This is a genomic window from Pseudomonas sp. DE0010 (assembly GCF_007680745.1).
Lineage (GTDB): Bacteria > Pseudomonadota > Gammaproteobacteria > Pseudomonadales > Pseudomonadaceae > Aquipseudomonas > Aquipseudomonas parafulva_B.
Genome location: NZ_VEJQ01000005.1, coordinates 201,184 through 215,917, shown reverse-complemented (window position 1 = coordinate 215,917; position 14,734 = coordinate 201,184). Strand labels below are relative to the sequence as shown.

At 62.4% G+C, this 14,734-nt stretch carries 18 protein-coding genes; 6 read left to right on the top strand and 12 right to left on the bottom strand.

The features are described from left to right. The 7 genes from FS767_RS06335 to ffh form a co-directional block, all read right to left on the bottom strand. Positions 1-266: transposase (locus FS767_RS06335; RefSeq protein WP_144964601.1), on the bottom strand; the 266-nt coding region annotated here is incomplete at its 3' end. A gap of 175 nt (positions 267-441) precedes the next feature. Further along, positions 442-858, bottom strand: coding sequence for an acyl-CoA thioesterase (locus tag FS767_RS06330; protein ID WP_058604495.1), 417 nt, complete (start codon positions 856-858; stop codon positions 442-444). Positions 859-951: 93 nt separating this feature from the next. Further along, positions 952-1,302, bottom strand: a complete 351-nt coding sequence (gene rplS, locus FS767_RS06325; protein WP_023533640.1) for a 50S ribosomal protein L19 — start codon at positions 1,300-1,302, stop codon at positions 952-954. Between the two features lie 41 nt (positions 1,303-1,343). Beyond that, a complete protein-coding gene (gene trmD / locus FS767_RS06320) occupies positions 1,344-2,096 on the bottom strand; it encodes a tRNA (guanosine(37)-N1)-methyltransferase TrmD (RefSeq protein WP_028634846.1) in 753 nt (250 codons plus the stop codon). Between the two features lie 3 nt (positions 2,097-2,099). Then, a complete protein-coding gene (gene rimM, locus FS767_RS06315) occupies positions 2,100-2,636 on the bottom strand; it encodes a ribosome maturation factor RimM (RefSeq protein WP_027913820.1) in 537 nt (178 codons plus the stop codon). A gap of 5 nt (positions 2,637-2,641) precedes the next feature. Continuing rightward, positions 2,642-2,893 (bottom strand): 30S ribosomal protein S16, encoded by a 252-nt coding sequence (rpsP, locus tag FS767_RS06310; RefSeq protein WP_023533649.1) that lies wholly within the window; start codon positions 2,891-2,893, stop codon positions 2,642-2,644. Between the two features lie 240 nt (positions 2,894-3,133). Next, positions 3,134-4,510 (bottom strand): signal recognition particle protein, encoded by a 1,377-nt coding sequence (ffh, locus tag FS767_RS06305; protein ID WP_144964600.1) that lies wholly within the window; start codon positions 4,508-4,510, stop codon positions 3,134-3,136. A gap of 250 nt (positions 4,511-4,760) precedes the next feature. On the opposite strand from ffh, the gene FS767_RS06300 reads away from it, so the two are divergent. From FS767_RS06300 to FS767_RS06290, 3 genes are all read left to right on the top strand, one after another. Then, positions 4,761-5,570 carry an inner membrane protein YpjD gene (locus FS767_RS06300; RefSeq protein ID WP_027913819.1) on the top strand — a complete coding sequence of 270 codons (810 nt, stop codon included), beginning with the start codon at positions 4,761-4,763 and terminating at the stop codon, positions 5,568-5,570. 9 nt (positions 5,571-5,579) lie between these two features. Further along, positions 5,580-6,779, top strand: a complete 1,200-nt coding sequence (locus FS767_RS06295) for a transporter associated domain-containing protein (protein WP_058637440.1) — start codon at positions 5,580-5,582, stop codon at positions 6,777-6,779. A 279-nt stretch (positions 6,780-7,058) separates the two neighbouring features. Beyond that, a complete protein-coding gene (locus FS767_RS06290) occupies positions 7,059-8,357 on the top strand; it encodes an MFS transporter (protein WP_144964599.1) in 1,299 nt (432 codons plus the stop codon). Positions 8,358-8,417: 60 nt separating this feature from the next. On the opposite strand, the gene purT is transcribed toward FS767_RS06290, so the two are convergent. The 5 genes from purT to FS767_RS06265 form a co-directional block, all read right to left on the bottom strand. Next, the gene (gene purT, locus FS767_RS06285) at positions 8,418-9,599 is read right to left on the bottom strand and encodes a formate-dependent phosphoribosylglycinamide formyltransferase (protein ID WP_144964598.1); all 1,182 of its coding nucleotides are present in this window, start codon (positions 9,597-9,599) and stop codon (positions 8,418-8,420) included. Between the two features lie 76 nt (positions 9,600-9,675). Beyond that, on the bottom strand, positions 9,676-10,143 hold the full coding sequence (locus tag FS767_RS06280) for a VUT family protein (RefSeq protein WP_023533643.1): 468 nt from the start codon (positions 10,141-10,143) through the stop codon (positions 9,676-9,678). Positions 10,144-10,210: 67 nt separating this feature from the next. Further along, a complete protein-coding gene (locus tag FS767_RS06275; RefSeq protein ID WP_058604490.1) occupies positions 10,211-10,405 on the bottom strand; it encodes a DUF1289 domain-containing protein in 195 nt (64 codons plus the stop codon). Then, entirely contained in the window at positions 10,398-10,922 is a 525-nt protein-coding gene (locus FS767_RS06270; protein ID WP_058604489.1) for a gamma carbonic anhydrase family protein, read from the bottom strand. The genes FS767_RS06275 and FS767_RS06270 overlap by 8 nt, the downstream gene beginning before the upstream one ends. Further along, entirely contained in the window at positions 10,919-11,575 is a 657-nt protein-coding gene (locus tag FS767_RS06265) for a CoA pyrophosphatase (protein WP_228385145.1), read from the bottom strand. The genes FS767_RS06270 and FS767_RS06265 overlap by 4 nt, the downstream gene beginning before the upstream one ends. A gap of 114 nt (positions 11,576-11,689) precedes the next feature. On the opposite strand from FS767_RS06265, the gene FS767_RS06260 reads away from it, so the two are divergent. The 3 genes from FS767_RS06260 to FS767_RS06250 all read left to right on the top strand — a co-directional run bounded on the left by FS767_RS06260 (position 11,690) and on the right by FS767_RS06250 (position 14,721). After that, positions 11,690-12,244: an NUDIX hydrolase gene (locus FS767_RS06260; protein ID WP_144964597.1), complete on the top strand. Its 555-nt coding sequence runs from the start codon at positions 11,690-11,692 to the stop codon at positions 12,242-12,244. A gap of 82 nt (positions 12,245-12,326) precedes the next feature. Continuing rightward, a complete protein-coding gene (locus FS767_RS06255; RefSeq protein ID WP_144964596.1) occupies positions 12,327-12,881 on the top strand; it encodes a murein L,D-transpeptidase family protein in 555 nt (184 codons plus the stop codon). A gap of 190 nt (positions 12,882-13,071) precedes the next feature. After that, positions 13,072-14,721: a ShlB/FhaC/HecB family hemolysin secretion/activation protein gene (locus FS767_RS06250; protein WP_256674237.1), complete on the top strand. Its 1,650-nt coding sequence runs from the start codon at positions 13,072-13,074 to the stop codon at positions 14,719-14,721. Positions 14,722-14,734 lie beyond the last annotated feature (13 nt).

Below are 14,734 nucleotides of genomic sequence, written 5' to 3'. Positions count from 1 at the left end.
TTGCCTAGGTTGTAAAGCGCTGACGTGGCGCGCAACGAAAGGTCTTCACGCCATTTATGATGAAGAACGGCGAGTTTAAACTCGGCGCTGTAATGGCGGCCTGTTTTCTCCAGACTGGCCTGACCGTGCGTACGGTAGGCCACGACCCAGCGACGAAGGAGCGTCGGATCCATTTGGAACTGCGCAGCAACATGGCGAAAGCCATACCCGCGATCAAGAAAGGCCTGAATGGCTGACAGCTTAAACTGCTTTGAATACTTGCGCATAAAAACCCCAAAAGTGGACGGGTGTCCAACATTTGGGGCGCAGCTCACCCCCGTGTGGGAGCGGCCTCGCGCCGCGATGGGCCGCGCAGCGGCCCCAGCTTTTTTTGGGGGATAATTTAAGTGCTGGGGCCGCTACGCGGCTCATCACGGCTGGGACGGCGCTGCGGCTAGGCCGCTACAAGGGTTTCGATGTTTCCAGCACCGGCACGGGACGCTTGTCTTCGTCGATGGCAACGAAGCTGAAGACGCCGTGAATCGCCCGCTCTCGGCCATCGAGGTACATGTTTTCGACGAACACATCCACCTGTACCTGCAAGCTGGTGTTGCCTACCTTGATTACCGTACCCACCAGCTCGACGATCGAGCCCGCCGGGATTGGGTGCTTGAAGTCGATGCGATCGGTGGAAACGGTCACCAATGGCAAGCGGCAGAAACGCGTGGCCGCGATGAAGGACACTTCGTCCATCCACGCCAGGGCCGTGCCACCGAACAAGGTGTTGTGATGGTTGGTGGTGTTGGGGAACACCGCCTTGGTCACGCGGGTGACCGAAAGCTCGGTGCGGCGCTGGATTTCCTGGTCTCGGGTGGTCATGGCTGTCACCTGTACGAAGTTCAAAACGCAAAAAAGCAGCCCGAAGGCTGCTTCTTTCTCGCTAGGCGACCTGGGCCGCCGGGCAAACTGTACTCAGGACAGTTTTTCCTTGATGCGAGCGGCTTTGCCGGACAGATCGCGCAGGTAGTACAGCTTGGCTTTACGCACGTCACCACGACGTTTCACGGCCAGGCTGTCGATCTGTGGGCTAAAGGTCTGGAAGGTACGCTCTACACCAACGCCGCTGGAGATCTTGCGCACGGTGAAGGCGCTGTTCAGACCACGGTTGCGCTTGGCGATAACGACGCCTTCGAACGCCTGCAGACGGGAACGCTCACCTTCCTTCACTTTAACCTGGACGACAACGGTGTCGCCGGGTGCGAAGGTCGGGATTTCCTTGCTCATCTGCTCGGCTTCGAGCTGCTGGATGATCTTGTTGGTCATGCTGTGCTCCTAAGATGGATCGTGATCCACCATCGATACGTTTAACTATCGTCCCGCTCGCGGAGGTATTCCTCGAGCAGCTTCTTCTCTTCTCCAGAAAGCGAGCGACTTTCCAGAAGATCGGCGCGTCGTTCGAAGGTCCTACCAAGGGACTGCTTCATTCTCCAACGCCGGATGTGTGCATGGTTGCCACTGAGCAACACGTCGGGAACACGCTGATCCGCATACACCTCAGGTCGGGTGTAGTGCGGGCAATCAAGCAGACCATCGGTGAAAGAGTCTTCCTCCGCCGAGTCCACATGCCCTAAAGCTCCGGGCAGCAGCCGTGTAACCGCATCGATCAGTACCATGGCCGGTAGCTCGCCACCGGAAAGCACATAGTCGCCAATCGACCACTCCTCATCGACATGAGCTTCAATGAAACGCTCGTCGATGCCTTCATAACGACCGGCGATCAGGATCAATGATTCCTGTTCGGCCAGGCCTTTGACCGCCTGCTGAGTCAGCTTGCGGCCTTGTGGCGAGAGGTAGATCACCTTCGCCGCAGCTCCGGTTGCCTGCCTGGCGTTGACCAGGGCATCTTCCAGAGGCTTGATTTTCATCACCATGCCAGGACCACCGCCAAACGGCCGATCATCTACCGTATGGTGACGATCTGTGGTGTAGTCCCGCGGGTTCCAGCACGTTACCTGAAGCAACCCCTGTTTCACCGCGCGGCTGGTAATGCCGTACTCCGTGATGGCCGAAAACATCTCGGGGAACAACGTGATGACGTCTACGCGAAGGTTACCCATCGGTTAGAAGTCCGCGTCCCACTCAACCCGCATCACGCCTGCATCCAGGTCGATATCGAGCACGCATTGCGCCGTGTAGGGCAACAAACGCTCGCGATCATCCAGGCTGCCTGCACACGGCTTGACCACCATTACATCGTTCGCACCGGTCTCCAACAGGTGATCGACCTTGCCGAACAGGTGTTCGTCCTGGTTGATGACCTTCAGACCTACCAACTGGTACCAGTAGTACTCATCGGCGGCCAGGTTGGGCAAAAGGCTCCGCGCAATGCAGATTTCGTAACCGCTCAGAAGACGGGCTTCGTCACGATCCTCGAGACCTTTCAGTTTCACGACCAGGCCCTTTTGGGAGCCACGACCGCTGACCAGCTCGACCTGCTTTACCTTGCCTTCGTGCCGAAGCGTCCAGCTTGGATAATCCAACAGGTTTTCAATCGGATCGGTAAAGGAATACACCTTCACCTCGCCGCGAACGCCGTGAACCGAAAAAATCTTGCCAACGACGATGAGGTCGTCAGCCTTTTCTGGCGTCGCGTTCATATTGCTCAGGCGGCAGCCTTGGCAGCGTCCTTCAGCAGCTGAGCAACACGCTCAGACGGCTGTGCGCCCTGGCTCAGCCAGTAGGTGACGCGCTCTTGGTTGACCGACAGCTTGACTTCGGCGCCAGCAGCGATCGGGTTGAAGAAACCTACGCGCTCAACGAAACGGCCGTCACGGGCGTTACGCGAGTTGGTCACGGTCAGGTGGTAGAAAGGGCGCTTTTTCGAGCCGCCACGGGCCAGACGAATGGTTACCATGTGAACATCGTTCCTATAGTCGGTGCTGCAGTTGGTACTGCAAATCTGAATGCCAAATAGGCACACGGGTGCCCAAAAGGCCGCATATTCTCAAGGAATACACGGACATTTGCAAATGACTTTTTCGGCCGAAGCGTGCCCGACCGTCCAGACTTGCTGCGTAAGCCGCGAAAATCGCGACCGTTGTCCCGCTTGCGCGGGGTGAGGGGCCGGCCCAAAAATGACCTGTCCCGAAAAACTTCACAGCTTGGGCATGCCACCGCCCGGCAGCATGCCGCCGATCCCTCGCATCATCTTGGCCATGCCGCCCTTGCTGGAGAACTTCTTCATCATTTTCTGCATCTGCTTGTGCTGCTTGATCAGCCGGCCGATGTCTTGCACCTGAGTGCCGGAACCCAAGGCGATGCGGCGTTTGCGCGAGCCGCTGATCAGGTCGGGATCGCGGCGCTCGGCCGGGGTCATGGAGTTGATGATCGCCTCCATCTGCTTGAACTGCTTCTCGGCGGCGCCCTGGGCATTGCCCATCTGCGACAGGTTAACGCCGCCAATGCTCGGCAGCTTGTCCATCAGCCCGCCCAGGCCGCCCATGTTCTTCATCTGCTGGAGCTGGTCACGGAAGTCCTCGAGGTCGAAGCCCTTGCCTTTCTTCAGCTTCTTGGCGAGTTTGTCGGCCTTGGCCTTGTCGATGGTCTGCTCGGCCTGCTCGATCAGGCTGAGCACGTCGCCCATGCCCAGGATGCGCGAGGCCACCCGGTCGGGGTGGAACGGTTCGAGCGCTTCGCTCTTCTCGCCCATGCCGATGAACTTGATCGGCTTGCCGGTGATGGCGCGCACCGACAGCGCCGCACCGCCACGCGCATCACCATCGACCTTGGTCAGCACAACGCCGGTCAACGGCAGGGCTTCGCCGAACGCCTTGGCGGTGTTGGCAGCGTCCTGGCCGGTCATGGCATCGACCACGAACAGCGTTTCGATGGGCTTGACCGCGGCGTGCAGGGCCTTGATCTCATCCATCATGTCGGCGTCGATATGCAGACGGCCTGCGGTATCGACGATCACCACATCGATGAACTTGAGCTTGGCTTCGCGGATGGCGGCTTCGGCGATGGCAACCGGCTTCTGGCTGATATCGGACGGGAAGAAGGTGACGCCGATGTCGTTGGCCAGGGTCTCGAGCTGCTTGATAGCCGCCGGACGATAGACGTCGGCAGACACCACCATCACGCTCTTTTTCTTGCGCTCTTTAAGGAAGCGCGCCAGCTTGCCAGCGGTGGTGGTCTTGCCCGCACCTTGCAGGCCGGCCATCAGCACCACGGCAGGCGGGGCGGCATTGAGCGCCAGATCTTCGTTGGCCGCACCCATCAGGCTTTCGAGTTCGGCCTGGACGATCTTGACGAAGGCCTGGCCTGGGGTGAGGCTGCGCGACACTTCGGTGCCGACGGCACGTTCCTTGACGCTGTTGACGAAATCCTTCACCACCGGCAGGGCAACGTCGGCCTCGAGCAGGGCCATGCGCACTTCGCGCAGCGTGTCCTTGATGTTGTCTTCGGTCAGCTTGGCCTTGCCGGTGACATGGCGCAGCGTCTGTGACAGGCGGTCGGTCAGGTTTTCGAACATGATGATCCTTTCTGGCCCAGTAAAAGCCGAGGTTGTCAGGCGCCCGCGGGGAAATGCACACCCGCCAGGCACAGCAAGGCGGCGATTATAGCGAAGTGAAGCGACCGCGCACACCTCAAGCGGCACTCGCCGGTCGCGACGGGGTCTGCCCGGTGCCTGCACCGCCGCCGCCTTGCACGCCCGTCAGTCTTCCTAGAGCGGCGCGGTTTATGCCAAACTCCGTCTCTTTAAGGCTCGCCCACCAGGACTTATGGTCTCCTCTCCCAGCCTCATCCCCAACCTGATTGCCGCTGCGCTCTACATCGTCGCGGCCATCTACCAGGGTTCATCCCTGGCCAAGGGCCGCAAGATCGACAAACGGCTCCCCGGCCTGTTGGGCACCATTGCGGTGATCGCCCAGGGCGGTGCGCTGTTCTTTCAGCTGATCACCCCGCTTGGCCTGAGCCTGGATTTCTTCAGTGCCGCCAGCCTGATCGCCGTGGCCGTCATCGCCCTGACCTTGCTGGCATGCCTGCGCATCCCTGTGGAGAACCTGCTGGTGCTGTTGTTCCCGCTCGGTGCGGTCACCGCGCTGCTGGCCCAGTTCGCGCCGCCCGGCACCGTGCCGCTGATCGATGAGGAACCGGGCATCCTTGCTCACATCCTTCTGTCGATCCTGGCCTACGGCCTGTTCACCATCGCCGTGTTCCAGTCGTTGCTGTTGCTCGTGCAGGACCATCAACTCAAGCACAAACATCCCTCTGGCCTGATTCGAAACTTCCCGCCACTGCAAACCATGGAAAGCCTGCTGTTCGGCTTCCTCTGGGCAGGCTGGTGCCTGCTGTCCCTGTCGCTGGTGTCCGGCTGGCTGTTCCTCGACAACCTGTTCGCCCAGCACCTGGTGCACAAGACGTTGCTGGCCTGCGTGGCTTGGGTCGTGTTCAGCGTACTGTTGTGGGGGCGTACCCGCCTGGGTTGGCGGGGCCACAAGGCCATCCGCTGGACCCTGGCAGGCTTCTGCCTGCTGATGCTGGCCTATTTCGGCAGCAAGCTGGTTCGCGAATTCATTCTGCACATCTGACGGCCTTTCATGAACATCCTGCCGTACGCACCGCTTCTCGGCACCTCGGCAATTGCCCTGCTGTGGTCTGCACTGCTCACCGCCATCGAGACCGCACGCCTGCACACGATGGTGTCGGGCGGCGAGAAGGACAGCCAACCCAAGCTTTCGGGCCCTGCCCTGGTTCTGGGCGCCAGCCTGGGCAAATGGCTGGTACTGGCGCTGGCCTGCCTGATCGGGCTGCGTCACGGTGGTGACGCTGGCCTGTGGCAGGCAGGCCTGGCTGCCGCTGCTGCTCTGTTGGTGTTCGCCGAATACCTGCCTCGTCGCCTGGCCAGACGCAACCCACAGGTCTTCGTCAGCCTGGGTGCGCTGCTCAAGCCTCCACTGGTACTGCTGCAACCGCTGGCCGGTATACTCGACGGCTGCGCCAAGCTGTTGCTGCGCCCCCTGCGCAAGCAGCCCGCCGCAGTCGCCCTGCACCCCGAGCAAGCCGACGATTTCGAGGACGACGAGCACCCGGAAACCCCACGACGGGGGTTGCTCGACGGCATCCAGTCCCTGGACAAGATCACCGTCAACGACATTCTGGTGCCGCGCAACGAGGTCGATGGCATCAACCTCGACGAGCCGATCGAGCGCATCATCGAGCAACTGATCGTCAGCCGCCACACCCGCTTGCCGGTGTACCACAGCGACATCAACCAGGTCGAAGCCATCCTCAACACCAAGCTGATCAGCCACTTGTTGCCCCAGGCCGCGCTGACCCTCGAAGCTCTGCGCCAGGCGTGTTACGAGCCCTATTTCGTGCCCGAAAGCACGCCCTTGAACCTGCAGTTGCTCAACTTCCACAAGCAGCAGCGGCGCCTGGGCGTGGTGGTGGATGAGTACGGTGAAGTACTGGGGATCGTCACCCTGGAGGACATCCTCGAGGAAATCGTCGGCGAGTTCGAAGATGACCAGAGCCTGGGCAACCCCCATGTCCACAAGCAGCCTGACGGTACCTATGTCATTGATGGCACGGCCTCGCTGCGGGAGATCAACCGTAGCCTGGGCTGGCACCTGCCGTGCGATGGCGGGCCTAAGACCCTTAACGGCCTGGTGACCGAGGCACTGGAAAGCATCCCGGAAAGTGCGGTGTGCCTGAAAATCGGCCGCTATCGCCTGGAAATCCTTGAAACCGAAGACAATTGCGCCAGCAAGGTACTGGTATGGACGGCAACCCGATAGCTATACTCGGGCAACGCTTACCCAGCCCTGCCGTCCCGCCTGCTACCCGCACTCGGCGCTCCACGGTCAGTCCGCTTCGCTGAAACGCCCTGCGGCCCTGCTTCACCACCCTGAGCAGTGTCCGCCCGCCCCTATCCCCTTGGGCTATCGTCAGCCAGGCGAACACAACAACAATCGCGCCAGCGCCATGGGAACCGCTGTTCGGCCGGCTGCAATCGGTGTGTCCGTTGCAGGCCGACAGAGCACCGTGGCGTTGCCCCAGACCGCCAGGGACCTTCAATGACAACCAGCACCTACGCCGGCGCACCTGCCGCGCCGGTCAACTCGCCTGCGCGGGTTGCCACTGCCAGCTTCATCGGCACCGCCATCGAGTTCTACGATTTCTATGTTTACGCCACGGCGGCCGCCCTGGTCATCGGGCCGGTGTTTTTCCCGTCCGGGTCCGGCACTGCCCAGATGCTGGCGGCCTTCCTGACATTTGGCATCGCCTTTCTGGCCAGGCCACTGGGCTCTGCGCTGTTCGGCCACTTCGGCGACCGCATCGGACGAAAGTCCACGCTGGTTGCCTCGCTGCTGCTGATGGGTGTTTCCACCACCGCCATCGGCGTTTTACCGGGGTATGACAGCATCGGCGTGTGGGCACCGATCATCCTTTGCCTATTGCGCTTTGGCCAAGGGCTGGGACTGGGCGGCGAATGGGGTGGTGCGGCCCTGCTGGCCACCGAAAATGCGCCACACGGTAAACGGGCGTGGTTCGGCATGTTCCCGCAATTGGGCCCTTCGATCGGGTTTCTTGCAGCCAATGGCCTGTTCCTTACCTTGGCACTGACGCTCAGCGACGAACAGTTCCGCCAGTGGGGCTGGCGCATACCGTTTCTGCTCAGCGCCGCCCTGGTGCTGGTGGGGCTATATGTGCGCCTGAAGCTTGAGGAAAGCCCGGTGTTCGCCAAGGCGGTGGCCCGCCAGGAGCGCGTGAAGCTGCCGGTGGTGGACCTGTTTGCCAGGCATTGGCGCCCGACCCTGCTGGGTGCCGCAGCCATGGTGGTGTGCTACGCGCTGTTCTACATTTCCACCGTCTTTTCCTTGAGCTACGGCGTAAGCACGCTGGGCTACAGCCGTGAAACGTTCCTGGGGCTGCTGTGCTTTGCGGTGGTGTTCATGGCCTTGGCGACGCCGCTGTCGGCCTGGCTCAGCGATCGCTACGGACGCAAGCCTGTGCTGATCGTAGGCGGCCTGCTGGCCGTGGTTTCGGGCTTTACCATGGAACCGCTGCTGACCTCGGGCTCGACCACCGGCGTGGCGCTGTTCCTGGCCATCGAGTTGTTCCTGATGGGCGTGACCTTCGCGCCAATGGGCGCCTTGCTGCCAGAGCTGTTCCCGACCCATGTGCGTTATACCGGCGCTTCGGCAGCCTATAACCTGGGCGGTATTGTTGGCGCATCGGCAGCGCCTTTCTTCGCTCAGAAGCTGGTGAGCATGGGCGGCCTGAGCTGGGTGGGCGGGTATGTCTCGGCGGCGGCCGTGATCAGCCTGATCGCCGTACTGTGCCTGAAGGAGACGCGCAATACCGAGCTTTAGGACGCCCAGCGACTTCATAGCAGGACTGTCGGGGCCGCCTGAGCGGCCCCGACGGGTCTATCAGAACTCTACTTCCACGGCCTGGGCCGCACGGGTCGCCTTGGCGCGCGCCGCTTCGATGGATTCGTCACGGGCCAGGCAAACGCCCATACGACGAGTGCCGCTGATCTCAGGCTTGCCGAACAGGCGAATAGCGGTATCCGGTTCGCTCAGCGCAGCGCCGAGATTGGCGAAGGCGGTCTGCTGTGAGTGCCCCTGCGGCAGGATAACGGCCGAAGCACTAGGACCGAACTGACGCACCACCGGGATTGGCAACCCGAGAATGGCGCGGGCATGCAGGGCGAACTGCGACAGGTCCTGGGAGATCAGGGTAACAAGGCCGGTGTCGTGCGGGCGTGGCGACACTTCGCTGAACCAGACCTGATCGCCCTTGACGAACAACTCCACACCGAACAGCCCACGCCCGCCCAGGGCATCGGTGACCGCCTTGGCCACCCGCTGCGACTCGGCCAGCGCCTTGGGGGTCATGGCCTGCGGCTGCCAGGACTCCTGGTAGTCGCCTTTTTCCTGACGGTGCCCAACCGGTTCGAGGAAAGTGGTGCCCCCGACGTGACGCACGGTCAGCAGGGTGATCTCGTAATCGAAATCGATGAAACCTTCGACAATCACCCGCCCCTTGCCGGCGCGCCCACCTTCCTGTGCGTAGGCCCACGCGCTCTGCAGGTCGGCATCGCTGCGCAGCAGGCTCTGCCCCTTGCCGGACGAGCTCATCACCGGCTTGACCACGCAAGGGTAGCCGACATCGGCGACAGCCACGGCATAGTCTTCGTAGGTGTCGGCAAAGTGGTAGGGCGAGGTGGGCAGGTCCAGTTCTTCGGCAGCCAGACGACGAATGCCTTCACGGTTCATGGTCAGTTGCGTGGCGCGTGCAGTGGGCACCACGTTGAAACCTTCGCTTTCCAGCTCCACCAGCGTGGCGGTGGCGATGGCTTCGATTTCCGGCACGATGTAGTGCGGCTTCTCGGCCTCGATGACAGCGCGCAGCGCCACCCCATCGAGCATGTTGACCACGTGGCTGCGGTGGGCAACCTGCATGGCCGGCGCGTCGGCGTAGCGGTCAACGGCGATCACTTCCACGCCCAGGCGCTGGAGCTCGATCACCACTTCCTTGCCCAACTCGCCACAGCCACAGAGCAGTACACGGGTCGCGGTGGGCGACAGGGGGGTTCCGATACGGGTCATTTCAGGTCCTCGAAGGCATCCGGGGCCGCGCCTGGCTCGGCACCACCCGCTGAAAAAGGACCGCTATTCTACACCATCAGCCCGCCACGGCAGCCCGTCGGGCGCGAAATGCCATGGCCAGCCAGACGGCCGTGACACCGGCGAACTTCGACGCCATGGCGGTGCCGATCACCATCGGTGTGAGCGCACCGATCATGCCGAAGAAGATGAACGTATCGACCGGTATGCTTAATGCCGAGCTCAACCACAGCCGGTCGCGCAGGGGCCGCCGGGTGACGCTGAAGACCAGCCAGTCGATCAGCTCGGAGACGAAGAACGCCGTGGCGCTGGCCAGGGCGATGGCAGGCTCGGAGGTGACGTAGGACAGCACCAGAGCCGCCAGCATGGCCACCAGCGCCCCGTGCCCGAAGCGGGTCTGCACCATGTCGCGCAGGATGAAGACCAGGCCACCCCAGGCGGACCAGATGACGTCCAGGTGCGGGGCGCTGGAGAAGGCGTAGTTGATCAGCACGACACTGCTGATATAGGCAATCAGAAAGAGCATGGCGGGTAGTCTTTGGGCAAGCGGCACAGATTACCGTTGCCCGCCCTGGGAGGCAACCGCAGTACCGCTAGAGCACCAGCCCGGCTTCGGTGGCGCGCTCATGGCAACGCCTGAGCACACCGCGTCGCTCATCGTTGCTCATCCGGCCCCATTGGCCTATCTCTGCCACGCTGCGCTGGCAGCCAGTACAGATATCCTGCTCATCAAGGGCACAGATGTTGACGCAGGGGGACGCCACCGGGCGCTCGTTTACCTCACTCATCGTCGGGCACCAGCTCCTTGCCGTAGCGCTGGGCGTTATGGACATAGTGCGCCGCGCTGGCCTCGAGCATGCGCTTCTGTTGCTCGGTCAGCTCGCGCACGACCTTGCCGGGCGAACCCATGACCAGCGAACCATCGGGAATCTCCTTGCCCTCGGCGATCAGGGCATTGGCGCCGATGATGCAGTGCTTGCCGATACGTGCACCATTGAGCACGACCGCGTTGATGCCGATCAGGCTGTAGTCGCCCACCGTGCAGCCATGAAGCATGGCGTTATGCCCAACGGTCACGCCTTTACCCAAGGTCAGGGGCGAGCCCATGTCGGTATGCATCACGGTGCCGTCCTGCACGTTGCTACCTTCACCGATGTCGATCAGCTCGTTGTCACCACGCAGCACAGCGCCAAACCAGACGCTGGCATGGGCCTGGAGACGGACATTGCCGATGAGCGTGGCGTTGGGTGCAGCCCAACTGGTGGGATGAGTCTCGACCCGCAGGTCGCCCAGGCGATATTTCATGGTTGCTCCTCAGGCTGGGATGCCGATGGCAGGGTGGGCCCTGCTCGTTTGTCGGTAGGACGCTCAGGGGGACGGTGCAGGGAGATACCGGCGTCGAACAACAGGTTGACCAGTTCGACGATCATGATCGCCGACAGCCCCCAGATCTTGTATTCGCCGTAGCGGTAACTGGGCACATACCAGCTGCGGCCCTGGTAATCGATGCGGTGGGTATGGTCGCGAGGGTCCTGGCGGAAGAACTCCAGGGGAACGGTGAATACCGCCGCGATCTCGGCATCGTTGGGGCGGTATTCGACAAAGTCGGGAATGACGCCGACGTAGGGCGTGACCTTCAGGCCATGCAGGGATATCAGGGGGCTGAGCGGGCCAAGAACCTCTACCAGCCCTGGTGGCAGGCCAATTTCTTCTTCAGCCTCGCGCAGGGCGGTGAAGACCAGGTTCGGGTCTTCGGGATCGCGCCGTCCACCCGGGAAGGCGACTTCGCCACCATGGGTCGAAAGCCCCTTGGCGCGCAAGGTCAGCACAAGCTCAGGCACTTCGCTGCGGGTAATGGGCAAGAGTACCGCCGCTTCCGGGAACCGCCGATCCGATTCCAGGGTTGCAGGTTGGTGGTTGCTCATTCGGCGAAGTAGCTCGTCCAGCATCGCGCTCACTCGTATCCAAGGCCTGCCCTGCATGATGCACGAAAGCCGTCAGCCACCCAACCCCTGCTGCTTGCGGCGGCCGAGCCACCACGCCAAGATAGGCCACGACAAAAGGAAGCCTCCATGAATTTCTGCAGTGCGTGCGGTCAGCCGGTCATCGAACAGATCCCCCAGGGCGACACACGGTTGCGGTACGTTTGCCCCGCGTGCCACACCATCCACTACCAGAACCCCAACGTGGTAGCCGGCGTGCTGCCTACCCATGGCAGCCAGGTGCTGCTGTGCCGCCGCGCCATTGAACCGCGCCGTGGTTTCTGGACATTGCCTGCCGGCTTCATGGAAAACGGCGAGACGCTCGACCAGGCCGCCCGTCGCGAGACCGTCGAAGAAGCCTGCGCGCGTGTAGGCTCGATGACGTTGTACCAGTTGTTCGACCTGCCGCACATCAACCAGGTACATGTCTTCTTCCGCGCCGAGCTGGCGGACCTTGCGTTTGCAGTGGGCGTTGAAAGCCTGGAAGTGCGACTGTTCGAGGAGCATGAGATCCCTTGGGACGCCCTGGCTTTCCGGACCGTGGCACGGACATTAGAATGCTACTATCACGACCGAATCGAGCAGCAGTTCCCCATAGGCCATGAATACCTGCCGCCGATGAACGTATCGACCACCCCCCGTTAGGGTTCATGAAATGCCGCCCGGTGGTGACCATCGTCGAGTGCCTTTCGCATAACCCGGTACAGAGCCTTCAGGATATTGCTACATGCGCTGGTTGCTTGCCCTCCTCTGCCTTGGCGTTGCCTCGATGTCCCAGGCGGCCTACACCGAAACCATCATCCGCAAACCGGTCTCGGCAGTGCAGCAGGGTTCGCCTGCGCAACCGGCGGTGCAGCCTCAGGTCGACAAGGTACTGGTCATCAAGTCCGAACGTCGCCTGCAACTGATCAGCCGCGGCGAGCCGATCAAGACCTACCGCATTTCCCTGGGCAAGCAACCCAAGGGCCCAAAGCAGCGCGAAGGCGACAAGAAGACTCCCGAAGGCTTCTACTGGCTGGACTGGCGCAAGCAGAGCGAGCGCTTCAACCTGGCCATGCACATCGACTACCCCAACGTCAGCGATGCGGCCCGGGCCAGCCAGGCAGGCGTGAAGGCCGGCAGCATGATCATGATCCACGGCACGCCGATCAATGACGAATACCCCGAGTGGTATTTCCATACCCTGGACTGGACAGACGGCTGCATCGCCATGCGTAACCGCGACATGCAGGAAGTCTGGAGCCTGGTGCGCGATGGCACGATGATCGAGATTCGGCCCTGATCTAGCGCAATTCATCTGTTTTTGTAGGAAAGAGCCCACCCGTTCGCTGGAACCTGCCTGACATTGTCTTAGGCACGGGATGGCATCCAGGGAAATGCCACGGCTTTTAGCATCCACGCAATCGAGTACGAAGTCCGTACCGCATCGCTGGGATGCTCAAGTGCACTGTCCTATCCCCCTCAAGCGCCAGCTGCTGGCCGTCTGCTTTATCCTGTTGGTACTCGCCTGCGGTGAGGCGAGGGCCGACGTTGCCAGCTGGCAATTACGCGACCATCAGCTGGACCTGCAACACCAGCAACAGCAACGCCGCCTGGAACGCTGGCAGGACAAGGCCGACACGACGTCGCCCTCCCAGGCTCCCGTCGCCGCACCCACTCAGGCGCGCTGCTGGAAGGTCGCAGGTGTCGAGGTCGCCGGCAATCGCCACTTGGACGACGCTGCCCTGGCCACCACCGTGCGCCTGAACGTCATGCCGTGCATGGGCGTTGCCCAGATCAACGCGCTGCTCAAGGCCATCACCGAGCAGTACGTGCAAGCCGGCTATCCGACCAGCCGGCCTTACCTGCGCCAGCTGCCCCAGGACGGGTACCCGTTGCAAATCGTGCTGGTCGAGGGCTTCGTCGAATCCATCGAGTTGGCTGGCCCCGAACTGCCCCTGTCCTTGTCCGGTGCTTTTCCAGACCTGTTGGGGCACCCGCTGTACCTGCCAGACGTCGAGCAGGGGCTCGATCAGCTCAACCGCCTGCGCGCCTTCGACATGGGCGTTGACCTGTTGCCAGGGCAAATGCAGGGTGGCACGCGCGTCGTGGTCCAACCGCGCCGGGCAGACGGACGCTGGCATTTCGATACGCGGTTCGACAACCGGGGCAGCGATTTTACCGGGCGCCACCGGCTGACGGCAGGCATCGGTGTGGACAGCCCGCTGCATCTCAATGACGACCTGCGCTTGTCGCTGACGCATACGGTGCTGGGTGGCCCGGGCCGTAGCCAGGGTGTTTCGCTGTACTACAGCGTCCCCTACGGCCGCTGGAGCTTTGCCCTGAGTGCAAGCGAATTGCGCTACCAGGCCCCGCTGCCCAGCAGCAGGCTGAGCGCAGATGGCCGGAGCCGTTATCAAGGGCTGAGCGCCGAGCGCGTGCTGTGGCGTGGCCAACGGGGGATGCTCAGCGCCTCACTGCGGCTCGACCGCAAGGCGCTGGTCAACCGCAATGCCGGGACAGTCATCGTGCAGCAGAGCCCTACCCTCACCTCCGTTGAAGCCGGGCTGAACCTGCTGTGGCTGCAACATGGCCTGTGGAACGGCTACCTGGGCGTGGCCCAGGGCGTCCCGATGCTCGGCGCCGACCGCGAACCCTTGGGCGTACAGCGCCTGCGGCCCGACTTCAGGAAATACCGCGCCAGCCTGCTCTACATCGGCCAAGGCCCGGCCAGCCAGCCGTGGCGCTGGCAGAGCGAACTCAACGGGCAGTACAGCCAGGATGCACTGCCGGCCGTTGAGCAAATGCTGGTCAGCGACGATTCGGCGGTACGCGGGTTCCGCTTGCAGACCTATTCCGGCGCCACCAGCGCGGTGTGGCGAAACACAGTCAGCTACCCCCTGCCCCAAACGTGGGGCGCACCGCTGCACGTGCGCCCCTACATCGGCCTTGACCTGGGCTGGACCCGCACCGCTGCTGGCTCACCGTCGCAGCGCCTGGCCGGTGCGGCAGCCGGCCTGGAATTTAGCCTGCCAGGCAGCCGACTGCGCCTGGACTACCAGCGCGCGCTATACGCCAGCGACCACCCAGGCCGGCCCAATGAGCCTGGTTTCTGGGTGCTGGACTGGTCGATGACCCTTTGATTCACCCACAACA